24 protein-coding genes and 1 rRNA gene are annotated in these 21,940 nt (G+C 46.7%); 8 read left to right on the top strand and 17 right to left on the bottom strand.

The window, feature by feature from the left end; genetic code table 11:
- The 3 genes from ON063_RS02285 to ON063_RS02295 form a co-directional block, all read right to left on the bottom strand.
- Positions 1-348: ribosomal RNA gene (locus ON063_RS02285) — 16S ribosomal RNA — on the bottom strand; the annotation flags it as partial.
- A 306-nt stretch (positions 349-654) separates the two neighbouring features.
- Positions 655-1,827: a substrate-binding domain-containing protein gene (locus ON063_RS02290; RefSeq protein ID WP_274664102.1), complete on the bottom strand. Its 1,173-nt coding sequence runs from the start codon at positions 1,825-1,827 to the stop codon at positions 655-657.
- A 39-nt stretch (positions 1,828-1,866) separates the two neighbouring features.
- Positions 1,867-2,805, bottom strand: a complete 939-nt coding sequence (locus tag ON063_RS02295) for a nucleotidyltransferase-like protein (protein WP_271305989.1) — start codon at positions 2,803-2,805, stop codon at positions 1,867-1,869.
- Positions 2,806-2,908: 103 nt separating this feature from the next.
- Here ON063_RS02295 and ON063_RS02300 point away from each other — a divergent pair, with 103 nt between their 5' ends.
- On the top strand, positions 2,909-3,268 hold the full coding sequence (locus tag ON063_RS02300) for a YgzB family protein (RefSeq protein ID WP_274664103.1): 360 nt from the start codon (positions 2,909-2,911) through the stop codon (positions 3,266-3,268).
- Between the two features lie 37 nt (positions 3,269-3,305).
- Here ON063_RS02300 and perR read toward each other — a convergent pair whose 3' ends face one another.
- On the bottom strand, positions 3,306-3,737 hold the full coding sequence (perR, locus tag ON063_RS02305) for a peroxide-responsive transcriptional repressor PerR (RefSeq protein WP_031421138.1): 432 nt from the start codon (positions 3,735-3,737) through the stop codon (positions 3,306-3,308).
- A gap of 191 nt (positions 3,738-3,928) precedes the next feature.
- Here perR and ON063_RS02310 point away from each other — a divergent pair, with 191 nt between their 5' ends.
- The 3 genes from ON063_RS02310 to ON063_RS02320 all read left to right on the top strand — a co-directional run bounded on the left by ON063_RS02310 (position 3,929) and on the right by ON063_RS02320 (position 7,089).
- Positions 3,929-5,227 carry a glutamate-1-semialdehyde 2,1-aminomutase gene (locus ON063_RS02310; RefSeq protein WP_214697372.1) on the top strand — a complete coding sequence of 433 codons (1,299 nt, stop codon included), beginning with the start codon at positions 3,929-3,931 and terminating at the stop codon, positions 5,225-5,227.
- Between the two features lie 270 nt (positions 5,228-5,497).
- Positions 5,498-6,640 (top strand): MFS transporter, encoded by a 1,143-nt coding sequence (locus ON063_RS02315; protein ID WP_274664104.1) that lies wholly within the window; start codon positions 5,498-5,500, stop codon positions 6,638-6,640.
- A gap of 53 nt (positions 6,641-6,693) precedes the next feature.
- Positions 6,694-7,089 (top strand): thiol-disulfide oxidoreductase DCC family protein, encoded by a 396-nt coding sequence (locus ON063_RS02320; protein ID WP_214750060.1) that lies wholly within the window; start codon positions 6,694-6,696, stop codon positions 7,087-7,089.
- A 34-nt stretch (positions 7,090-7,123) separates the two neighbouring features.
- Here the strand turns inward: ON063_RS02320 and ON063_RS02325 are convergent, their stop codons facing one another.
- The 4 genes from ON063_RS02325 to mutY all read right to left on the bottom strand — a co-directional run bounded on the left by ON063_RS02325 (position 7,124) and on the right by mutY (position 10,990).
- On the bottom strand, positions 7,124-8,872 hold the full coding sequence (locus ON063_RS02325) for an ABC transporter ATP-binding protein (protein ID WP_274664105.1): 1,749 nt from the start codon (positions 8,870-8,872) through the stop codon (positions 7,124-7,126).
- Positions 8,873-8,911: 39 nt separating this feature from the next.
- A complete protein-coding gene (gene ntdP / locus ON063_RS02330) occupies positions 8,912-9,454 on the bottom strand; it encodes a nucleoside tri-diphosphate phosphatase (protein WP_015880896.1) in 543 nt (180 codons plus the stop codon).
- An 89-nt stretch (positions 9,455-9,543) separates the two neighbouring features.
- Positions 9,544-9,969 (bottom strand): hypothetical protein, encoded by a 426-nt coding sequence (locus tag ON063_RS02335; protein WP_274664106.1) that lies wholly within the window; start codon positions 9,967-9,969, stop codon positions 9,544-9,546.
- Positions 9,956-10,990, bottom strand: a complete 1,035-nt coding sequence (gene mutY / locus ON063_RS02340) for an A/G-specific adenine glycosylase (protein ID WP_274664107.1) — start codon at positions 10,988-10,990, stop codon at positions 9,956-9,958. Before mutY ends, ON063_RS02335 begins: the two co-directional genes overlap by 14 nt.
- An 88-nt stretch (positions 10,991-11,078) precedes the next feature.
- Between mutY and ON063_RS02345 the strand changes: the two genes are divergently transcribed.
- Positions 11,079-12,062 (top strand): metal-dependent hydrolase, encoded by a 984-nt coding sequence (locus ON063_RS02345; RefSeq protein ID WP_026826711.1) that lies wholly within the window; start codon positions 11,079-11,081, stop codon positions 12,060-12,062.
- A 26-nt stretch (positions 12,063-12,088) separates the two neighbouring features.
- Here ON063_RS02345 and ON063_RS02350 read toward each other — a convergent pair whose 3' ends face one another.
- Entirely contained in the window at positions 12,089-12,622 is a 534-nt protein-coding gene (locus ON063_RS02350) for a YceI family protein (RefSeq protein WP_274664108.1), read from the bottom strand.
- 223 nt (positions 12,623-12,845) lie between these two features.
- Here ON063_RS02350 and adh point away from each other — a divergent pair, with 223 nt between their 5' ends.
- From adh to ON063_RS02365, 3 genes are all read left to right on the top strand, one after another.
- Positions 12,846-14,366, top strand: a complete 1,521-nt coding sequence (adh, locus tag ON063_RS02355; protein ID WP_214761149.1) for an aldehyde dehydrogenase — start codon at positions 12,846-12,848, stop codon at positions 14,364-14,366.
- Between the two features lies 1 nt (position 14,367).
- Positions 14,368-14,730: a DUF779 domain-containing protein gene (locus tag ON063_RS02360; RefSeq protein ID WP_214747124.1), complete on the top strand. Its 363-nt coding sequence runs from the start codon at positions 14,368-14,370 to the stop codon at positions 14,728-14,730.
- 120 nt (positions 14,731-14,850) lie between these two features.
- Positions 14,851-15,576: a nuclease-related domain-containing protein gene (locus tag ON063_RS02365; RefSeq protein ID WP_274664109.1), complete on the top strand. Its 726-nt coding sequence runs from the start codon at positions 14,851-14,853 to the stop codon at positions 15,574-15,576.
- Between the two features lie 39 nt (positions 15,577-15,615).
- Here ON063_RS02365 and ON063_RS02370 read toward each other — a convergent pair whose 3' ends face one another.
- The 8 genes from ON063_RS02370 to ON063_RS02405 all read right to left on the bottom strand — a co-directional run bounded on the left by ON063_RS02370 (position 15,616) and on the right by ON063_RS02405 (position 21,931).
- Positions 15,616-16,686: an ABC transporter substrate-binding protein gene (locus tag ON063_RS02370; protein ID WP_214822244.1), complete on the bottom strand. Its 1,071-nt coding sequence runs from the start codon at positions 16,684-16,686 to the stop codon at positions 15,616-15,618.
- Positions 16,683-17,477: an ABC transporter permease gene (locus ON063_RS02375; protein ID WP_074033109.1), complete on the bottom strand. Its 795-nt coding sequence runs from the start codon at positions 17,475-17,477 to the stop codon at positions 16,683-16,685. Before ON063_RS02375 ends, ON063_RS02370 begins: the two co-directional genes overlap by 4 nt.
- Positions 17,474-18,295 (bottom strand): ABC transporter permease, encoded by an 822-nt coding sequence (locus ON063_RS02380; protein WP_074033108.1) that lies wholly within the window; start codon positions 18,293-18,295, stop codon positions 17,474-17,476. Before ON063_RS02380 ends, ON063_RS02375 begins: the two co-directional genes overlap by 4 nt.
- Positions 18,282-19,388 carry an ABC transporter ATP-binding protein gene (locus ON063_RS02385; protein WP_274664110.1) on the bottom strand — a complete coding sequence of 369 codons (1,107 nt, stop codon included), beginning with the start codon at positions 19,386-19,388 and terminating at the stop codon, positions 18,282-18,284. The genes ON063_RS02380 and ON063_RS02385 overlap by 14 nt, the downstream gene beginning before the upstream one ends.
- A 21-nt stretch (positions 19,389-19,409) precedes the next feature.
- Entirely contained in the window at positions 19,410-19,949 is a 540-nt protein-coding gene (locus ON063_RS02390; protein WP_074033106.1) for a helix-turn-helix domain-containing protein, read from the bottom strand.
- A 151-nt stretch (positions 19,950-20,100) separates the two neighbouring features.
- Complete coding sequence (locus ON063_RS02395; protein WP_074033105.1) at positions 20,101-20,370, bottom strand: YfhJ family protein; 270 nt, start codon at positions 20,368-20,370, stop codon at positions 20,101-20,103.
- Positions 20,367-20,681: a YfhH family protein gene (locus ON063_RS02400; protein WP_074033104.1), complete on the bottom strand. Its 315-nt coding sequence runs from the start codon at positions 20,679-20,681 to the stop codon at positions 20,367-20,369. The genes ON063_RS02395 and ON063_RS02400 overlap by 4 nt, the downstream gene beginning before the upstream one ends.
- Before the next feature lie 71 nt (positions 20,682-20,752).
- Positions 20,753-21,931 carry an RtcB family protein gene (locus ON063_RS02405; RefSeq protein ID WP_274664111.1) on the bottom strand — a complete coding sequence of 393 codons (1,179 nt, stop codon included), beginning with the start codon at positions 21,929-21,931 and terminating at the stop codon, positions 20,753-20,755.
- Positions 21,932-21,940: the final 9 nt, after the last annotated feature.

The raw sequence follows: 21,940 nt of genomic DNA on the forward strand, positions 1-21,940 counted from the left end.
GTGTCTCAGTCCCAGTGTGGCCGATCACCCTCTCAGGTCGGCTATGCATCGTCGCCTTGGTGGGCCGTTACCCCACCAACTAGCTAATGCACCGCAAAGCCATCCATGGGCGACGCCGGAGCGCCTTTCATCAGCGGACCATGCGGTCCGATGACACATCCGGTATTAGCCCCGATTTCTCGTGGTTATCCCAGACCTATGGGCAGGTTCTTTACGTGTTACTCACCCGTCCGCCGCTCATTCCGCCGTCGTCCCCCCGAAGGGTTCAGACGGTTTCCTGCGCTCGACTTGCATGTATTAGGCACGCCGCCAGCGTTCGTCCTGAGCCAGGATCAAACTCTCCAAAGAATTTGATATAGCTCTTAAATTGACGAAGCTTGCGCTTCATTCAAAAATTGTAAAACTTATTTTTGCCTCATCGTTCAGTTTTCAAAGTTCGTCTGTCGCTCTTGGCGACTTCATTAATCTATCACGTTTCAATTGTTTTCGTCAACAACTTTTTTCACAAATTGTTTTTCTGAAATAATCTTTTGCCGTGACAACGTTTATAACTATAATCTCTATTTACCACTTCGTCAATACAAAAAACAATAAAATTTAAAAAAAGATTTACTCTTCGCTGATAAGACGAAAAGTAAACCTTGATCACCTGTTTCATTTAAGACGAACGTAACCCGTCTTTTCGACCAACGCCTGACCATCATCGCTACCTAACCATGCTAGAAAAGCATCATATTGTTCTGCTTTTTCTTCCGTAGTAACTGCGTAGAATTCAGAGGTCAGCGGATAAGATCCGTCTTGAATCGTTTTAACGGTTGGTTCGATTCCTTCTATACGAAGTAACTTGATTTTATGATCATTCACCATTTCTGTCGCATAGTATCGGAATGAGAATCCGATCGCATTTTTATGATTTCGATACGATGAGGCTTGCTGAATGATTCCACCCATCCCTTGAGGTACATCTTCAACCGGTGCCTCCATCAACTTTCGTTCACCCATCATCTTTTGCAATGCTGTTTGACTACCGCTATCCTCTGGTCGTTGAAAAGCACGAATGGTTTCTGAGTTGCCACCGACCTCTTTCCAATTTCGGATGTCCCCTGCATAAATTCCACGGACTTGTTCCATCGTCAATGACTCGACCGGATTATCTTCATGAACGAAGAAAACAAATGCTTCTCTACCAACAGGTGTCATATGTAGAGATACGTCTTTTTGCTTCGCAACTTGCAACTGACGATCCGACGGACCCGCGACAAAAATCAAGTCCGTTTGATCGTTCATCAATCGACTGTATGCTTCTGGCGTTGTTGTCGAGACGACTTTACTCACTTGATCATTATACGGGTCATACGTTCCGGAGTTTGGATACACCGCTTCGACGAATGAAGCATACATCGGGTAAAGGGCTGTCGCACCATCCAACCGTGGCACGCCGTTTACGAATGAAACGGATGTTGGATGATTCAATTTCGCCAATCGATCTGAGTTCGTAAATGGCTGATAATCGATTAACTCTACACCACGCTCTTCAATTTTCAAATGGTCTTGATACATGTAGTACCCTTTAACAGAAGCGAATACCATCACACCTGACAAAGCTCCCCAGCCGAGGACCCGTTTCACTTTCCGATTTGAGAGAGGCGAAAAATCGTAAAGACCCATACATACAATCAACAGAGCCGCTATATACCAAATCGTCCAAAGAATAGGGCGTCCTTGTGTAATCGGGTCCCCCATCGTAAAGAGAGCGACGACGACGGAAATCATAAACGTGACAAATAGAATGAAAATCGTTCCGATGCTAAACTTCAAAAATTTCATGCGACGTATCGTCTCCTCATCATGCTTACATACGGGGAATTAGGCAATCTCATAAAGTACTGCTTCTACTCCAACTCCTTTTGTAGGTCTCGTGACCGTACGAACATATCCTTTTCTCACTAAAAATCCGATGATACTTCCGAGGTCGACACGAAGCTCATTTAAGTTTGGATGATCCATCAATTCGGAGAACGTCCAAGCCCCCTCTTTTTCTTGCATCGTCTGAAGTAATAATAGTGTGCCGGGCAACACTTTTGATTGAATCAAATGTTCCATTCCAATCACGACAAGATGGATTCGTTGTTCAAGCGTTTCTTGTCCCCCGACAAGTTCTTCGTGCAGCTTATAAATTTCTAGATCGATTGCTCGGACTTGTTCCCATAAAACAATTTCAGGATGAATTCCAGCCTCTAAAATCGAAAGTCGCGCCAAGTGTGTGAGCGCATGGTGAATCTGGGTAAAGGCATCTTGGAATTCGCCTTCTAAAAATAAATAGCGACCATCTTCAAAACGACGCAATAGTTTCGCAAACGAAAGCGATAGTTGAAGACGTTGTTCCCTATTCGTCAAATTACGGTTCCGTTGTCTCAACTCTAAGATGTATTCATTCCGTTCAAATAGAACAATTCCGTCTTCAATCCAATGAATCGCGCGTCGGTTTTCATTTAAGACGATCCATCTGTCCATCATCGAGTCACTCACGACGTGCAAGACGATTCTTTCTTGACCGACCTGATAATGTTTCACCGTCCAAAATGCATCCGGTCTCGCTTCAATGACAATGAGCAGACGGTCCGATTGATCCGTCAACGGATCACGTGCTCGTTTTTTCTTCACTTCAATAATTCCAAGTGTTGTTTTTAATGCAGCATATTCTGAATAAATAGTGCGAGTCGCATATTCCATCGTCATCTGGACCCCTTCTCTCCCAATCGTAAGTTGACTATATATGACGATTGTCATTTTCGATACGAACAAGATTCGCCCTCTTTTCAAAAAACTCCTGCCGAAAAAGTGCAGGAACTTCTCACCCGTTTGAAGATGAGCTATGATAGAGACAGACTATTGGAGGGATTCACTTATGAAAAAACGGGGGAACAAAATCAACCGTGCACGTAATATAGCATTACTCCTGATTTTCGGCGGAATCGGCGTCATGTATCTCGGACTTCTCGCTAAATCCATCACTTGGCTCATGATTATTTTTATGCTGCTTGGATTTATCATGGTGCTCGCAAGCTCTGCCCTTTACTTCATCGTCGGGATGGCCTCGACAAAAGCAATCATCGTCACGTGTCCGAATTGCGAAAAAGAGACGAAAATGCTTGGGCGCGTCGACTTATGTATGCATTGTGACGAACCGCTCACAATTGACCGCTCACTTGAAGGTAAAGAGTTTGATGAAAAATATAACAAGCGTCAGTCAGAACAAATTGACTGACAACAAAAAACCACATCCGAATGCTCGGATGTGGTTTTTAATGTGTTTGTGATTGCTCAGATTGGCAAGACGGACACGTTCCGTACACTTCAAGACGGTGACGATCAACTTTGAACCCAGTCAATTGAGATGCAACCGATTCGATTTCATCTAATACCGGATAGTTAAAGTCGACAACTTTCCCACACGTGTCACAGATGATGTGATAGTGTTTCGACGTCACAAAATCAAAGCGACTAGAGGCGTCCCCGTAGTTCATCTCTTGAACGAGACCTACTTCTTTAAAGACGCGCAAGTTATTATATACAGTGGCCACACTCATGTTTGGAAACCGTGCGGCAAGTGCCTTATAAATGTCATCCGCTGTCGGGTGACTGTGCTCCGTGACGAGGTACTCCAAAATGGCCTGGCGCTGAGGCGTCATTCTGACTCCATGTTCCCGGAGCGACTGAACAGCATGGTCAAGCATTTCGCTTCCCACGTCAATCCCTCATTTCTTCTATAAAATTCATGCGAAATAGTTTTAAACATTAACTTATTTCTTACATAGTAATCTTTATAAATAGTGTACTGATTTCTCAACTACTCGTCAAACACTGAGCTTATGCGGTTGACGGCTATGATACAATAAGTGCGAATTTGAATAAGGAGGAAATACATATGACTACTTCATCAAATCGTCAGTCATCCGATGCATTATACCAAGATGCACTCACTCACATCGTCGGAGGTGTCAACAGTCCATCCCGCTCATTTAAAGCGGTCGGTGGCGGCGCCCCTGTTTATATGGAACGCGGCGAAGGTGCCTATTTTTATGATGTAGACGGCAACCGTTACATCGATTATTTGGCGGCATACGGTCCAATCATTACGGGCCATGCCCACCCACACATTCATGAAGCGCTTATGAACGCTTCTTCAAAAGGTTTATTATACGGAACACCTCACCGTCTTGAAGTCGAGTTTGCCAAGAAACTAAAACAAGCCATTCCTTCTATGGATAAGGTACGATTCACCAACTCTGGAACAGAAGCCGTGATGACGACAGTTCGAGTCGCCCGTGCTTATACCGGTCGTGAACTCGTTGTGAAATTCAGCGGTTGCTACCACGGACATTCGGATCTCATGCTGATTGCAGCAGGTAGTGGTCCGGCAACACTCGGTTCTCCAGACTCAGCAGGTGTGACAAAAGCCACAGCTAAAGAAGTCATCACCGTCCCATTCAACGACATCGAAGCGTATCGCGAGATGATGAAGGAATGGGGAGACCAGGTCGCATGTGTTCTCGTCGAGCCGATTGTCGGGAACTTCGGAATCGTAGAACCGAAGCCAGGTTTCCTCCAGGCTGTTAATGACATCACGCACGAACATGGCGCTCTCGTCATCTATGATGAAGTCATCACAGCATTCCGCTTCACATATGGAAGTGCCCAACAAGTATACGGAATCGAACCGGATATGACGGCACTTGGGAAGATTATTGGTGGTGGTCTACCAATTGGCGCTTATGGCGGAAAAGCCGAAATCATGGAGACGGTCGCACCACTCGGACCTGCGTATCAAGCCGGCACAATGGCAGGAAACCCGGCCTCGATGGCGACAGGAATCGCGTGTCTCGAAGTACTTGAACAACCTGGCGTTTATGAAAAGTTAGACAAGCTCGGTGCACGACTTGAGGCAGGGATCCGTGAAGCGGCAGAGAAACATGACGTGACCATCACGCTCAACCGTTTAAAGGGAGCGCTCACGGTATACTTCACGGATGAAATCGTCACTGATTATGAGGGTGCTGAAAAATCGGACGGTGAGAAGTTCGGACGCTTCTTCAAGTTGATGCTTGAAAACGGCGTGAACTTGGCCCCATCGAAATATGAGGCATGGTTCCTCACAACAGAACATACGGAACAAGATATCGACGAGACAATCGAAGCGGTCAACCGCTCGTTTGCACAGTTGTGAGAAAGAGATGCGTGAGCATCTCTTTTTTATTGCCTAAAAGGGGACATCTTCACTAAAAATGTCTCTTTTTTTCATGTATCGTACCCCATTACAGTAGAACCAAGGAGGTGCTCAGAATATGAAATTTAAGGATTTTCCATTAAACGTCCGCTTGCGACTCGTTTGCGGATTTTGCATTCGGATTGTTGGCTCTGCCATTTTCCCATTCATGGCGCTCGACTCGTTTGCGGATTTTGCATTCGGATTGTTGGCTCTGCCATTTTCCCATTCATGGCGCTCTACTTTTCAGAAGAACTTGGCAAAGTGCCCGCTGGAATTATCATGACGTCATTCGTGATCGTCGGCTACTTGACCGGCCTATTCGGTGGGTACTTCTCCGATCGTTTCAATCGGAAGGTTATCTTACAAATTGGTCAGGTGATTCAAATCATCTGTTTTCTTGGTATGACCGTCGCCATTCACCCATCGAATAACTGGGCACTTGTCGTCGCCATCCTTTACTTCGGGCATGCCGTGTCGAACGGGTTGAACTATCCGGCACTCGAGGCGATCGTCATCGATTCAATGGAAGAGTCGAATCGAAAAGCCATCTATGTATATGACTATTGGCTCGTCAATTTGGCTATCGCAGGAGGAGTCATGCTTGGAGGTGCCTTTTATCGAGACCATCGCTTCGCTCTCTTCATCGGCATGACAATCGTTCTTACAATCACGACGATTGTGCTTCAACGTTATTTGGTCGACACATATACCGGGAACCGTTCGACTCCGTCAAATCCGATTCACGGGGTCATCGAAAACTATAAAATCGCGTTGCGCGATCGTCGTTGGATCACCTTCGTCCTCGGAAGTATGCTCGTCTTTTCGACCGAGTTTCATATGGCGAATTACATCGGTGTTCATTTAGCAGAGTCCTTCGAAAGTCGACAAATTCTCGGAATACCGTTTGACGGGGTACGCATGATGGCTTTTATGCAACTTGAAAACACGTTGCTCGTCGTCGCCATCACGTTCGCCGTCACCGCATTCGTCAAGCGGTTTAAAGAGAAAGCCGTCTTCTTCGTCGGATTATCGTTGTACGTGACGGCCTATGCCGCCATCACATCGATGAATTCCTTCATCGTTCTCGCTGCACTCGCCATCATCTTTACGATTGGTGAACTTCTCTACTCTCCGATTCGACAAGTGAAACAAGTCGATTTACTCGACCCCGAGCGACGCGCTTCTTATCTTGCATTCGGCGGCCTGACGTTCCATGGCGCCAAACTCGTCGCGGCAGCCGGTATCGTCGTCGGTGCGTTCATCGGTCCTATCTTCATGAGCGGGTATATCTTTATCTTTGGTGCCCTCGGTGCTTACTTGTATTATGTATCGCTATATAAGATGCAACCCGCTCGCCAACTCGCGGCTTGACGTTTAACATGAAGACAAAACGGTAAAACAGTACGATGAAGGAGGCGAAGCACTTGCCTGCGATTGTGTTATTCGATGGAGACTGCAACTTTTGCGATGCCAGTGTCCAGTTCATTATTCGTCACGACCGACATGCCTCGATTCACTTTGCATCGCTCCAAAGCGAGGTCGGTCATTCGTATCGAGCACGACACCGAATCCCAGAATCAGTCGACAGTATCGTCTACATTGAAGAAGGTGTTCCTTACTTGAAATCAGACGCAGCGATTCGGATTGCCGAGCACCTTGATGGCCGTTGGCGCCTGCTCCGATTCATCCGATTCGTACCTAAATGGATTCGTGATCGCGGATATGATCTCTTCGCCAAACATCGGACACGTCTATTCGGGAAGAAGGAAGTGTGCACGCTCCCTTCCCCCGATGTGCGTAAACGATTTTTAGACCACTAAAAAAGTCGAGCCCTATACGGACTCGACTTTTTCGTTATTCAACTACGGCTAAATCTTGAATCATATACAAATCATAATAGGCACCACGACGACGCATCAGTTCTTCGTGCGTCCCCGTCTCCATGATTTGTCCGTTCTCGACGACGACGATTTGATCGGCGTCGGTGATCGTCGACAAGCGATGGGCAACGATTAACGTCGTCCGCCCTTTCGTCAGACGAGCAAGCGAGTCTTGAATCATCGCTTCACTTTCTAAGTCGAGCGCACTTGTCGCCTCATCTAGAATCAAAATCGGAGGGTTCTTCAAGAACACACGCGCGATTGCAAGTCGTTGCTTTTGTCCCCCGGAGAGCTTGACACCTTTCTCCCCGACCGGTGTCGCATATCCGTCTTGCAGTTTCGAGATAAACTCATGGGCGTTAGCCGCCTTCGCCGCTTCGATGACTTCTTCATCCGTCGCATCCGGATTCCCCATGCGGATGTTCATCGCGACCGATTCACTGAAGAGGACGGAGTCCTGCATAACCATTCCAATCTGGTCACGGAGCGCACGCAATTTGAAATCACGTACATCGACCCCGTCGATTTTGATACTTCCATCCGTCACGTCATAGAAGCGTGGAATCAGACTGACCAGTGTGGACTTTCCGCCACCGGACATCCCGACGAATGCTACGCGTTCCCCGGAGCGAATTTGAAGGTTCACATCGTTCAATGCTCGTGTTCCGTCTTGCTCATATGAAAAGCTCACATGCTCAAGATCGATTTTACCCGCTGTCGACAGTGGGACGAATCCGTTCGGTTTCTCCTCGATATCATATGTCTCATCCAAGAATTCAAAGACACGGTCCATCGAAGCGACCGACTGCGTGAGTGTCGTCGCCGAGTTGACGAGACGCCCGAGCGGCGCATACAGACGGTCAATATAAGCAATGAATGCAACGAGCGTACCGAGCGTTACCTGTTCTTGAATAACGAGCCAAGACGCCGTTGTGAAGATGAGGATTGGCGCGATGTCAGTGATGGTGGACACGACGACATACGTTTTGGCGTTCCAACTCGTATGTTTAAGCGCCGCATTCAAGAACCCACCGTTTTGTTGCTCGAACGCCTTATTTTCATATGGCTCTAGCGCAAAGCTTCGAATGACCGCCATCCCGTTCACACGTTCTGTCAAATGTCCCTGAAGATCAGCGAGCGCCGCGGAGCGTTCGCGCGTCAAGCGACGCAACCGTCCATAGAAATAACGGACCGCAAATGCATAGAACGGAAGTGGTAAGATGGCAATCAGTGTGAGTTGTGGATCAATCGTATACATGATTCCAATAGCGATGAAAATCGTAATCATATCGAGCCAAATATTCATCAAGCCGGTGATGACGAAGTCTTTCGTCTGTTCGACGTCGTTGATGATCCGCGAAATGATTTGCCCCGTCTTATTGTTTGAATAAAAGCGAAGCGACAACTTCTGGACGTGATCGAACAGTCTGTTCCGTACATCGAACAAGACACGGGTCGCGGCCCACTGCGCCAAATATTGACGCAAGTATTCAATCGGCGGCTTGAGAACGAGAAAGACGAAGAAGACGATACTGAATAACCAGACAAGCGTCGTATAGTCCTGTCTCGGCGCATCATCACCTAAATAATTATCAATGACATATTTATAAAGTAACGGTAATCCGAGCGGAATCGAAAACTTTAAAATCCCGACGAAAATCGTTAGGGCAATTTGTTTTTTATAAGGCTTAACGAATTGCAGATAACGTTTAATACTACCCATAGTTCCTCCTTCATTAAGAAAAAAAGCGGAGATGAGGAATCATCTCCGGTAACGTGCTTCGTATTCGCGATACCATTCATCGACGAATGTTGGGTTGAACGGCCCTTTCCGTCCTCGAATCCAGTTGATCAGTTCTTGCACGTTCTGCTTCAAGATTCGATCAATCGCTTTCGGATAATTCATCTCGCGACGATGCCGCTCATATTCATCTTCATCTAAAATCGTATACGACATATCCGGGAACACCTTGATGTCCAAATCGTAATCGATGTATTTGATGGCACGTTCATCCCCATCAAATGTAGTCGGCGAACCTAGATTACAGTAGTAGTAAATCCCGTCTTCGCGAATCATACAGATGACATTGAACCAATACTCAGATGAAAAGTAGCAAATTGCCGGCTCACGCGTTCTCCATTGCCGACCGTCTGACTCACTGACCATGATGCGGTCATTGAATCCGATCATATCCGTTTTTGACGACTGAAGGACGAGCGTTTCTTCCCAAACGCGATGCAAAGTTCCGTTGTGCTTGTAGCTCTGTATCTCGATTTTGCTACCTGCTTTGGGAAATAAGCTCATAAGCTCCTCCTTTCCGCTGTGATGCTATACAATTCTCATATTTAATTATAACGACTTTCAGAACCAATGAAAAAGGAAATCTCTTATTTTCATGAATTTAGTGTTTTTTGGAAGGTCCGTGCCCGTTCCTGAAACATCGGACGAAGCACGAAATATTCGACGAGTATGTTCGGGACATAGCTATCGAACGTCACTTCGTCAATCATGACCGCCTTTCCGTCACGCGACTCGACTCGGTGCACGTGCGTGAACCGTTTGAACGGAAACGGCAGTGTCTTCCCTTGATCACAGAACGCCCTGTTTCCTGAAATCGTGATGGCACTATTCCAGGGCAATTCTATTGGACCGACCCCTATTAACAACTTCACTTCATTGCCTTCGACCGAGGCACCATCTCCCATTAGACGTACTTTAGGAAACTTTGTCAGCTTCGTCAAAAGCGAAGCATCCTGTAATAGATCCCATAGCGTATCAACCGCCGTATCGTATGTCGACTCTACATCAAATCGTCTCACTTTCACCACCTGCCAATCGTTCTAGTTTTTGTTGAGCCACAGAAACCGTCTTCACCTCGCGCTCTGAGGCGTCTAACCAAACGACATCATCGGTCGGGAGCGTATCGACTCGATATAAATCGATATACCAAACGATATGGGAGAAGACGTGTTTCACTTGCCCGAGATAAGTTCCGTTTACCTGTTCCCCCGTTCCTCGTTCGGTAAGCGGATATTGCCACATCCCAGCGAGCAGTCCTTTTTCTGGTCGTTGTTCATAGGCGACTTTCCCATCTTTTTCGATACATAGCGCGTCATACATTTCGACACGTGCCGCTCCTTTTTTCGTTTTCACCGGCAGCTCATCTTGAACGTGGTGGGCATACGCATAACAGGTGTCTTGGACCGGACAAAGCGAGCACATCGGATTTTTCGGTGTACAGACCGTCGCCCCTAATTCCATGACGCCCTCATTAAAATCGGACGCATGTGTCGGGTCCATCAAACGACGAACGACTTGTTCAAACAGTTTACGCGTCTTCGGTACGGCGATATCGTCATAGATCCCGAATTGTCGCGACATGACGCGCATGACGTTCCCATCGACTGCTGGTTCCGGTTGGTTGTAAGCAATCGACAACACCGCTCCCGTCGTATAAGGGCCGACTCCCTTCAATTTTTCGAAACGTTCCTTCTCTTCGGGGACGATGCCATCATAAACAGAAGCGACTTCTTTGACTGCCTCGTGTAAGTTTCGGATGCGTGAGTAATAACCGAGACCTTCCCAATATTTGACGACTTCGTCTGTTTCAGCAGAAGCGAGCGCCTCAAGTGTCGGGAAGCGTTCCATAAAACGGTTGTAATACGGAATGACCGTATCGACTCTCGTCTGTTGTAACATGACCTCACTCACCCAAACACGATATGGATTTTTCGCATGACGCCAAGGTAAATCACGCTTTTCACGATTGAACCATGTGACCAATTCCTCATTGAATTGATGAATATTATAATTTGTGAACAATTTATCAAGATTAAGCATTGTGTTTCCCCTCGTTTTAAAAATATTGTATGATAAATAAGAATAGATGACGTTATATTGTGTTTATTGATGGAGGTGCTGAAGCACATTGGATACTGCGACACACATTGGTATGGGACTTGGTTTAAGTGCCATCGCGACGCTCAGCCCGGAGGTGTCAGGTGATGCACAGATGTTTCTGGCCATGACAGCCACGGCTCTCGTCGGCTCGCATGCACCAGACTTCGACACCGTCTTTAAGTTAAAAGGAAATAGTACGTATTTACGCCAACATCGCGGTCGTTCACACGGAATCACCGCACTGCTTGCTTGGCCGATTATCGTCAGTGCCGTCATCGGTACGGTGCTTGGCGTCAATCCCGCCTCTCTATGGGTCATGGCACAAATCGCTGTGTTGTTACACGTCACGGTCGACTTGTTCAACGCTTACGGGACGCAAGCGCTACAGCCATTTTCGAAAAAATGGATTGGCTGGGGTGTCATCGGAACGTTTGATCCGTACTTGTTCTCTGCTTATTACGGTGCATATGCATTATGGATGATTACCGGTGCGACTGTCCCTATTTTTGCATTGCTCATTGCGCTTGTCATTAGTTACTATGCAATTCAGTTTAAATTGCGTAACCGTGCTCTCGCTACTGTGGCACGACACTTTGCCGGTGCACATGAACTATTTATCTCACCAGGAATCGGTTGGGATGATTGGCACGTTGCCGTCCGTTTCCGCGATGGTCTCGGAGCCGTGAAAGTGAAGAAAGGGAAAGTCATCGAGTGTGGTCGCTTCCGCGACAAACCGATGCCTGGGGAAGAAGATCTTCATTTCGTCGAAGCTCGAAAAAATGCAGATTTACAGGCGTTCCTCGAGTTTTCAAAAATTCACACGTATACCGTGACACGCCATAACGGAATGATTGAATATCGTTTCACGAATTTACGTTATTTCTCAAAAAATATGTATCCGTTCGTTGCTGTCGTCATCGTAGACGAACAGTCAAACGAAGTATTATCTTCCTTTACTGGTTGGGTATTCAGTGAAGACAGCCTTCAGAAAAAACTAGTTTACGAACAATAAAAAGTCGCTCGGTTGAGCGACTTTTCTTATGCCTCGGCTTCAGTGAATTGCAACTCGAACTCAAATTTGACTTTCTTATCGACAAGGACGCCTCCAGCCTCAAGTGCCTGGTTCCACGTCAATCCATAGTCCTCTCGGTTAAGAGAACCCTCTCCTGAGAAGGCATGTTTCATGTTGCCCCACGGATCTTTTGCGCTTCCCTCATACTCCACTTCGAACGTTTCTTCCCGAGTCGTCCCTCGAATCGTCAAATCCCCTATCAATTCAAACTCACCGCCACCTTTTGAGCGGAATGAAGTTGATTGAAACACGATATGTGGATATTCTTCTGCATTGAAGAAGTCTCCTGAACGGAGGTGGTTGTCTCGATCCGAATTATTCGTATCCACGGACGCCGCCTGAATCGTCACTTTCACACTTGCATTTGCCAAGTCGTTCGGGTCCCCATTCGCTTCGATATCAAATTCTTTAAATTCGCCTTTCACCTTTGAAATCATCATATGTTTAACAGTAAAGGTGATGGAACTGTGCGCCGGGTCAACTTGATATGTCTTCGCCATGTCGGTTCACTCCTTATAGGTAATTAAATGATGTACACAATGTACTGATTACCACAAATCTTGACTTCAAAACGTTTTTACAAAAGATTGACAAATTATTGTCAAAAAATTTTGACTTTTATCACAACGAACCGTTACGATGAAAAAAGGGAGTTGTTCGCTTATATAATAATGTAAGCGCATACATAACTCCTCTATCTCGTGTGAAAAGGGAGGAACGAACATGATTTATGAAGTACCGAACTCAGCAGGAACGAAAGTACAGTTTAAGGACCGTTACGAGAACTTTATTAACGGAAAGTGGACCGCACCGGCTGGTGGAGAATACTTTGAAAACACATCTCCTGTAAATGGGAAAGTATTATGTGAAGTCGCCCGCTCAACGAAAGAGGATATTGAACTCGCATTGGATGCTGCACATGCAGCAAAAGAGGATTGGGGCAAAACGTCCGTCGCGGAACGTTCTGTCATCTTGAATAAAATTGCTGATCGCATGGAAGAAAATCTCGAGATGCTCGCATATGCAGAAACGTGGGAGAACGGTAAAGCTGTTCGGGAAACGCTCAATGCCGACCTTCCGCTCGCGATTGATCACTTCCGTTACTTCGCCGGTGTGATTCGTTCTCAGGAAGGCGGAATTAGTGAACTCGACAACGATACAGTCGCCTATCACTTCCATGAGCCGCTCGGCGTCGTCGCTCAAATCATTCCTTGGAACTTCCCGATTTTGATGGCCGTCTGGAAACTCGCACCGGCACTCGCGGCTGGAAACTGTGTCGTCTTAAAACCGGCTGAACAAACACCTTCTTCGATCATGGTCCTCATGGAACTCATTGAAGACTTATTGCCACCAGGTGTCGTCAACATCGTAAACGGTTTCGGTCTCGAGGCAGGTAAACCGCTCGCATCGAGTGACCGTGTCGATAAAGTCGCCTTCACAGGCGAGACAACAACGGGTCGCTTGATCATGCAGTACGCTTCACAAAACATCATCCCGGTCACACTCGAGCTTGGTGGGAAATCTCCGAACATCTTCTTCGCAGATATCATGGAAGCCGATGATGATTTCTTTGATAAAGCGATTGAAGGCCTCGTCATGTTCGCCTTAAACCAAGGTGAAGTGTGTACGTGTCCGTCTCGTGCATTGATCCAAGAATCCATCTATGACAAATTCATGGAGCGTGTGCTCGAGCGCGTCAAAGCGATTAAACTCGGCAATCCGCTCGATTCGGACGTCATGATGGGTGCACAAGCATCGAACGAACAAATGGAGAAAATCCTCTCTTACCTTGAAATCGGGAAAGAAGAAGGCGCGGAGTGTCTCATCGGTGGAGAACGTAACATGATGGATGGAGACCTTGCGGATGGGTATTACATTCAACCGACCATCTTTAAAGGTCATAACAAGATGCGTATTTTCCAAGAAGAGATTTTCGGACCGGTCTTATCGGTGACGACGTTCAAAGATGATGCGGAAGCACTCGCCATCGCGAATGATACGCTTTACGGACTTGGGGCAGGCGTGTGGACACGTGACATGAACCGTGCCTATCGATTCGGTCGTGAAATCCAAGCAGGCCGCGTCTGGATCAACTGCTACCATTCATACCCGGCACACGCTGCGTTCGGCGGCTACAAAATGTCTGGGATTGGTCGCGAGAACCATAAGATGATGCTTAGCCATTATCAACGGACGAAAAACATGCTCGTCAGCTACAGCGAACAGAAGCTCGGGTTCTTCTAAGATGGTGAAACGAGTCGAGGCCACCCCCGCCGCGCTCGAACTGATCGAACGTCTAAAATCGAAACATGGCCCACTTCTATTTCATCAATCGGGAGGATGTTGTGATGGAAGTTCACCCATGTGCTTTCCACGCGACGAGTTCATGGTGGGCGATCACGATGTGCTCCTTGGTGAAATCGGAGACACCCCATTCTATATCCACGAGAAACAATATGATTATTGGAAGCATACACAACTCATTATCGATGTGGTCGATGGTCGAGGTGGTATGTTTTCCCTCGAGGGTGTCGAAGGGAAACGATTTTTAGGACGTTCTCGAGTCTTTACAGAAGAAGAGCGTGACGCGTTAAAACATGAAGCATGACAGAAAGGACCCATTCCGATGGGTCCTTTCTCATTTTCAAAAAACGATTATCCTTAATTGTAAAAAATATACATATATAATTGATTTCTTATGTATAGTGGAGAAAAAGGGAGGCCTTCGATGACTACATTACTTACCGAATTATTAGAGAATATATTTGAGACCTTGCTTGTGATCTTCACACCGATTTTTCTCATACTCGCATCCATCATCGTCTACAAGATTAGACGCTACAAACGAAGTCAATACTATGAACAGACACGGCATTCATATGTCAAAGTCGTTCAAGATACAGGACTTTATGGTGAATATTTGTGTGTGGCAGACATCGAGTCAACATTCTCTCAACCGCTCATATTGACGAATCTTTATTTGCCTCATCCCTCAAAGAAAGATCGAACAACAGAGATTGATGTCGTCTTCATCAATCAGGCTGGAATCCATGTCATTGAATCCAAAAATTATAGCGGATGGATTTTTGGGCGTGCACGTGACCAATACTGGACGCAGACACTTCCCCGTCGTAGAAAACATCGCTTCTTCAACCCAATCAAACAAAATGAATTACACCTGAAAGCCATTGAGCAAGTTCTCGGACTCGACCGAACACATCTCCATTCATGGATTGTATTCAGCAATCGATCTACACTGAAACAAATTGAGTCATCAGACGTTCCCGTTTTGAATCGTCAACAATGGGCTAAACAGTTGACCACCTACCAAGATTTCGTCTTCGACCAAGATGAACAAATACAATTATATGAGACCTTATTATCTTTCACACAAGTCGACGCAGCTGTCATGATGAAACATGTCGAGGACATCGAATCAGCTTATAAGCGTTAAAAAAACATCCCCCACTCGTAATGAGTGAGGGATGTCTTGTCATTTACTCTGCATTTTAAAGCGCAAGTACAATTCGTTATAGTAAGCGTTCATCCGCTTCCCTAAGTTTTCATACACTTCAAGTTCTTGCGTCACTTCGCGAGATGGGTAGAACCGCTCATCTGATGTGACTTCTTCATCTAAAAATTCGAGTGCCGCTTCGTTCGGAGTCGAATAGCCGACGTAGTCCGTATTACGGGCTGCAATCTCGGCATCTAGCATGAAGTCGATGAATTGATGCGCACCGTCTACATTTTGTGCCGTACTCGGAATCACGAGGTTATCGAACCAAAGATTCGTCCCCTCTTCTGGAATGACATACGTTAGTTCTTCATTTTCGTACATGATTTCCGACGCATCTCCAGACCAAACGACAGCCGCTGCTGCTTCACGGTTTGCCATCAACATTTTAATTTCATCCCCGACGATTGCTTTGATGTTTGGCCAAAGCGTTTCTAACTTTTGTTCCGCTTCAATCAACTCATCTTTGTTCGTCGTATTGAGCGAATAGCCGAGCGAATTCAAGCCGAAGCCCATTACTTCTCGTGTTCCGTCTGCAAGAAGGATGTCATTTTCAAGCGGCATCTCCCACAAGTCGTTCCACGATGTGATTTCACCATCGACCATTTCGGGATTATAGACAATCCCGACCGTTCCCCAGAAGTAAGGGACCGAGTACTTGTTACCTGGGTCGAACGATTTGTCAAGAAAGCGTGGATCGATGTTATCGAAATTCTCAAGCTTCTCGTAGTCGATTGGAAGCAACAAATCCTCTTCAATCATCTTACTAATCGCATAGTCTGACGGGACGGCTACATCGAACGCCGTACCCCCTTGCTCAATTTTCGTGAGCATCGCCTCGTTCGAATCGAACGTCTGATAGACAACTTTTAGTCCACTCTGTTCTTCGAACTCACCGATCAAGTCCTCATCGATATAGTCTCCCCAGTTATAGACGACAAGCGTATTGTCTCCACCAAATCCTTGCGCAGCGTTCAGTTGCTGAATCCAAAGAAGGAGACCGAAGCTGACAATCAACGGAACAGCCAGCATGATGATTAATTTTTTCATCGTCTAACCTCCTTTGCTCCTCGTTGCGCCAACACATAATATCCAATGACAAGGATGAGGGTGAAGACGAACAAAATCGCAGATAACGCGTTGATTTCAAGCGAGATTCCTTGACGAGCCCGCGAGTAGACTTCTACTGCAAGTGTCGTGAACCCGTTCCCTGTCACGAAGAACGTGACTGCAAAGTCATCTAACGAATACGTGAGTGCTGTGAAGAATCCGGCGAACACACCTGGTGTGATATAAGGGAGAATGACTTTCGTCAACACATCCCATGTACTTGCCCCTAAATCACGCGACGCATCGATCAGCGTCGGGCTCATCTCTTGAAGTTTCGGCAACACCAAGATGACGACAATCGGAACCGAGAACGCAATGTGCGACAAGAGAACCGAATAGAAGCCTAACTGAATCCCGAGCATCGTGAAGAGAATCAAGAACGATGCCCCGATGATAACGTCCGGACTGACAATCAAGACGTTGTTCAAAGACAACAAGGATGTCTTCGTATACTTTTGTTTCGCCGTATAGATGGCGAGCGCTCCGATGACACCGAGCACGGTCGAAATTGTCGCCGATAATAGGGCGATGACGATCGTGTTCAAGACGATGACAAGAAGTCGCGTGTCCGTGAAGAGTGACTTATACCACTCAAGGGTGAATCCTTCGAAGTTACTCATCGTCCCGCCACTGTTGAACGAGTAAAAGACGAGATATAAGATTGGCGCGTATAAAATGAAGAACACGGCCGCCAAATATAGGTTTGATAGTTTGAATCGTTTACGTTTCATCGACGGACCGCTCCTTTCGCACCCCAGTCACGCGTGATGACCATGACGAGAACCATCGCCAAAATCAAGAAGACGGCAATCGTAGATCCCATCCCCCAGTTTTGCGTAACGAGGAATTGTTGTTCAATCGCTGTACCGAGCGTGATGACACGGTTTCCTGCGATCAGGCGTGTGATCATGAAGAGTGACAACGCCGGGATAAAGACAATTTGAATCCCTGACTTGACGCCATCAAGCGTCAACGGGAAGATGACACGTCGGAACGTCGTCCAGTTCGATGCACCTAGGTCGCGTGATGCATAGACGAGAGATGGTGGTAATTTTTCAATCGCGTTGTAAATCGGCAAAATCATGAACGGAATGAAAATGTATACCGAGACGAAGACGAAACTGAAGTCCGTGAAGAGAATCTGCTTCGTCCCAATCCCAATCGCCTCTAAAAACTGATTCGTGATGCCGTACGTTCCAAAAATCCCGAGGAACGCGTACGCTTTTAATAACAAGTTAATCCATGACGGAAGCAAGATGAGCAAGAGCCAAAGCTGTTTATGCTTCGTCTTCGTCAACAAATACGCCGTCGGGTACCCGACGAGTAGCGAGAAGAACGTAATCAGGAACGCGTACCAAAATGATGATAACGTCATCGACAAGTACGTCGAAGAGAAGAACGTCTGATAGTTCTCTAAACTCAAGTTCCCGTCGATATCAAAAAACGAATAATAGACGACGAGGACGAGTGGCGCGACGACGAATAAGGCAATCCAAATCCAGTATGTCGTCAAATATACCGTCTTTGCGGTCTGGTTAGTTTGATTCATGAGGGACCTCCTCATAGGATTCGAGACGACGGTCGAACTCTTCTTCTGTCTCTCCTAATCGCATGACGTGAATCGCTTCCTCGTCAAACGTCAATCCGATTTTTGATCCGACGGTCGACTTCTTCGTCGAGTGAACGAGCCACTCGTTCCCTTCTTGGTCGTAACAGCAAATCTCATAGTGAACGCCGCGGAACAACTGTGAATCAACATCGACAATCAGTTTCGCAGAATCGATCGATGTCATCTCCAAATCTTCCGGACGAATGATAACCTCTACTTTTTCATTACGGTCAAACCCTTGGTCGACACAATCGAACGTTTTGCCAGCGAACGTGACGACATTGTCTTCTGGCATGACACCCGGTACGATATTCGATTCTCCGATGAAGTCTGCGACGAAGCGGTTAATCGGTTCGTCGTAAATATCAGTCGGCGTTCCACTCTGAACAATTTTCCCGTTGTTCATGACGAAAATCTCATCGGACATCGCGAGCGCCTCTTCTTGGTCGTGTGTGACGAAGATGAAAGTGATGCCGAGACGTTGTTGCAACTCGCGTAATTCATATTGCATTTCTGTACGAAGTTTCAAATCTAAGGCAGACAACGGTTCATCGAGGAGGATGACCTCTGGCTCGTTCACGATTGCGCGGGCGATCGCGACACGTTGACGTTGCCCACCTGACATCTCATCGATTTCGCGCGAGCCGTATCCTTCTAAGTTAACAAACTTGAGAGCCTGCTCCACTTTTGCTTTGATGTCTACTTCTTTCAACTTTTTAATGCGGAGACCAAACGCGACATTTTCAAATACGTTCAAATGAGGAAACAGCGCATAATCTTGAAACACGGTGTTCACTTGTCGTTTGTTGGCGGGTACATCGTTGATTCGCTTCCCACTGAAGTGAAGATCACCTTCAGTCGCGTCGGTAAATCCAGCGATGAGACGTAGGATTGTCGTCTTCCCACATCCCGATGGACCGAGAAGCGTATAAAACTTCCCACGCTCAATCTCAAAACTGATATCTTCTAGGACGACGGTGTCGTCGTAACGCTTTGACACGTGGTCAAAACGAATAATTGTCTCTGCATTCATGCTGTTTCCTCCTCTATTGACTTATAAATATGAATGAGTCGCTACGATGAGACATTCACTTTCGCCATCGTGATCGTTGACGAGTTGGTGTGAGTCCGAGGCGACATAATACATCGTTTCTCCCGCCTTGGCAAAGTAGGTGTGATGACCTAACTTCAAAGCCACTTTTCCGGACAAGACATATACCAATGTCTCTGAGCGGGACGGTTCATATTGTTTGAATTCTCCATTCTTGCAAAACGTGACGAGAATTGGCTCCATTTCTTTCTCATTCGATTCCGGAATAAGCCACTCCGTTCGATATTTTCGTTCCTCATCCGTATACGTGGTGCGATCATCGACGGTGTATACGACTTTTTGATTCAAGTCTTCATCGAAGAACTCTTTTGGTGAACTTCCAAGGACGCTCAACAAATCAAATAACGTCTCTAATGAAGGAGAGCTTAAATCACGTTCGATTTGAGAGATGTATCCTTTACTCAAATCCGTACGCTCCGCTAACTCCTCTTGGGTCAATCCTTTTTTAATCCGGAGTCGCTTAATGTTTTGACCTACTTCCAACGACTGAACGCCTCCTTCTAGTTTAGTGAAACATGAGTTCAACTAAAGAAAGTTTATCTATACTATACTTACAAGCAAACTATTAGCGACCTTCATTATAACGAACTGAATGAGAATTGCAAATAAAAAATCACGCCACAACGGACGTGATTCAGTGTAAATTTCGTTTTGACATCAAGTGCTTAAATTTCTCGTTCTTCGTTTGGAACAAATGGAGCTGTGCGCCGTATGCATCAATCTGTTGAATGACGTATTGAAACGCTTTCGCTTCTCCTGGATACGGTTCGCCTGCCTTGGCGAGCGACGTCTCAAAGTCTTCCCATAGCACTTCGACCCATGTGATGGCTTCCGAATCGTTTAGCACGTCATTCTTCTCTTTTAGAATGGCCGCGAGTCGCTCGTATTGTTCGTTTCGGTTCATCGTTTCACCTCCGACAGTTCAGAGAGCGGGATGGCCCGTTCTGTCATGTCCCCTTCAAACGTACCCCAACCCATGACACCGTTGACGAATTTTAAGCGGAACGGCTGGTCGTTGTAGTTGACGACATATGTTTCACCTGGACGAAACGAAGTCGGGTCGACCAAATAGCTTTCGGCAATCGCAATCCGTCGAAGGACAACTTCGATTTCGCTGACCATGCCCATCTGTTCAGCCTTCCGTTTTCTCTCATGCAAGGCTTGAATCTCCTGCTCTAACTCATATTTCGATAAATCACTTAACCGCTTTTCCATTTCGTTCACCTCGATGTAAGCGTATCAGATTTTGCGAAAAAAAGAAAAAGACGAGACTGAGTGAAATCCACTCAGTTCGCCTTGAAGTTGTACAACGGTTTGATGACTTGGTCGATGCTGACCGCCGGTTCGATATAACGGACGATCTCGTTCATCGATTTGTAGACGAATGGTGACTCATCCACCGTAGACGGTCGAACCGAAGTCGACCAAACGCCTTCCATCGTACGTTTAAATTCTTTGAAGTCGACGCGTTTGCGCGCGGCTGAACGGGACATGATCCGACCTGCTCCGTGAGGACCAGAGAAGTTCCAGTCTGGGTTCCCTTTCCCCGTACAGATGAGCGAACCGTCTCGCATATTCATCGGAATGATGACACGCTCTCCTTCTTGCGCGGAGATGGCTCCTTTACGAAGAATCATCGCGTCATGGTCGATATAGTTGTGAACGGTGTCGAATTGATCGACGACGTTCCACTTCATCGCTTCCACAATCACATCTGTCATCGCTCGACGGTTCGCTGCTGCGTATTGTTGGGCGATTCGCACGTCGTGCATGTAATCGTCCATGTCCTCCCGTTCGACATAAGCCAGGTCACGGAATGGTTTCCGCGCTTCACGTTCCGCTTCCAGATACGTCGAGATCTCTCCCTGCCGTCCAGCATCCTTCAATCGTTCGATTGCTTCTTTTACATCTCTCGTTTCCATCATGTGTTGAATCGCGCGCTCTTGATAATGATCGGCAATCTGTACCCCGAGATGGCGCGAACCCGAATGAATGACGAGAAACGTACGTCCCTGGTCATCCTGGTTCACTTCAATGAAATGGTTCCCCGAGCCGAGTGACCCGACCGAGCGCAAGGCACGGTCGAGTTTATACGGCGCTCGAACCGCTTCAAGTGGAAGTTCAGACGCGTACGGATGAACCGTCTCGCGAATGTTCATCCCGCTCGGTACGAGTTCGCGAATCACGTCATCGAGTCGCTGAAAGTCGATTCGTTTTACTTTGATTTCAGTACAAAGCATCCCACACCCTAAATCGACACCGACCAAGTTCGGTACGACTTTATCGTGAATCGTCATCGTCGTGCCAACGACTGACCCTTTCCCGGCGTGCATATCCGGCATGATGCGAATCGATGCTCCTTCTGTGAACGGTTGGTCAAGAAGGGTTTGAATCTGATTCCGCGTCATGTCATCGATTCGTTCATTGAATACTTTGGCGCGGTTATATTTCCCCGTGATTTCCATGTGACCTCC

The sequence above is a fragment of the Exiguobacterium sp. B2(2022) genome (assembly GCF_028823655.1).
Classification (GTDB): Bacteria; Bacillota; Bacilli; order Exiguobacteriales; family Exiguobacteriaceae; genus Exiguobacterium; species Exiguobacterium aestuarii_A.

What these genes read in the sequence shown, in the direction of transcription:
- ON063_RS02315 (WP_274664104.1), top strand. Translation starts at nt 5,498, where the DNA reads ATGGCGCTCTACTTTTCAGAAGAACTTGGCAAAGTGCCCGCTGGAATT.
- adh (WP_214761149.1), top strand. Translation starts at nt 12,846, where the DNA reads ATGATTTATGAAGTACCGAACTCAGCAGGAACGAAAGTACAGTTTAAG.
- ON063_RS02290 (WP_274664102.1), bottom strand. Translation starts at nt 1,827, where the DNA reads ATGAAATTTTTGAAGTTTAGCATCGGAACGATTTTCATTCTATTTGTC.
- ON063_RS02360 (WP_214747124.1), top strand. Translation starts at nt 14,368, where the DNA reads ATGGTGAAACGAGTCGAGGCCACCCCCGCCGCGCTCGAACTGATCGAA.
- perR (WP_031421138.1), bottom strand. Translation starts at nt 3,737, where the DNA reads ATGCTTGACCATGCTGTTCAGTCGCTCCGGGAACATGGAGTCAGAATG.
- ON063_RS02375 (WP_074033109.1), bottom strand. Translation starts at nt 17,477, where the DNA reads ATGAAACGTAAACGATTCAAACTATCAAACCTATATTTGGCGGCCGTG.
- ON063_RS02395 (WP_074033105.1), bottom strand. Translation starts at nt 20,370, where the DNA reads ATGAACCGAAACGAACAATACGAGCGACTCGCGGCCATTCTAAAAGAG.
- ON063_RS02300 (WP_274664103.1), top strand. Translation starts at nt 2,909, where the DNA reads ATGAAAAAACGGGGGAACAAAATCAACCGTGCACGTAATATAGCATTA.
- ON063_RS02385 (WP_274664110.1), bottom strand. Translation starts at nt 19,388, where the DNA reads ATGAATGCAGAGACAATTATTCGTTTTGACCACGTGTCAAAGCGTTAC.
- ON063_RS02380 (WP_074033108.1), bottom strand. Translation starts at nt 18,295, where the DNA reads ATGAATCAAACTAACCAGACCGCAAAGACGGTATATTTGACGACATAC.
- ON063_RS02405 (WP_274664111.1), bottom strand. Translation starts at nt 21,931, where the DNA reads ATGGAAATCACGGGGAAATATAACCGCGCCAAAGTATTCAATGAACGA.
- ntdP (WP_015880896.1), bottom strand. Translation starts at nt 9,454, where the DNA reads ATGAGCTTATTTCCCAAAGCAGGTAGCAAAATCGAGATACAGAGCTAC.
- ON063_RS02400 (WP_074033104.1), bottom strand. Translation starts at nt 20,681, where the DNA reads ATGGAAAAGCGGTTAAGTGATTTATCGAAATATGAGTTAGAGCAGGAG.
- ON063_RS02310 (WP_214697372.1), top strand. Translation starts at nt 3,929, where the DNA reads ATGACTACTTCATCAAATCGTCAGTCATCCGATGCATTATACCAAGAT.
- ON063_RS02325 (WP_274664105.1), bottom strand. Translation starts at nt 8,872, where the DNA reads ATGGGTAGTATTAAACGTTATCTGCAATTCGTTAAGCCTTATAAAAAA.
- ON063_RS02370 (WP_214822244.1), bottom strand. Translation starts at nt 16,686, where the DNA reads ATGAAAAAATTAATCATCATGCTGGCTGTTCCGTTGATTGTCAGCTTC.
- ON063_RS02365 (WP_274664109.1), top strand. Translation starts at nt 14,851, where the DNA reads ATGACTACATTACTTACCGAATTATTAGAGAATATATTTGAGACCTTG.
- mutY (WP_274664107.1), bottom strand. Translation starts at nt 10,990, where the DNA reads ATGCTTAATCTTGATAAATTGTTCACAAATTATAATATTCATCAATTC.
- ON063_RS02350 (WP_274664108.1), bottom strand. Translation starts at nt 12,622, where the DNA reads ATGGCGAAGACATATCAAGTTGACCCGGCGCACAGTTCCATCACCTTT.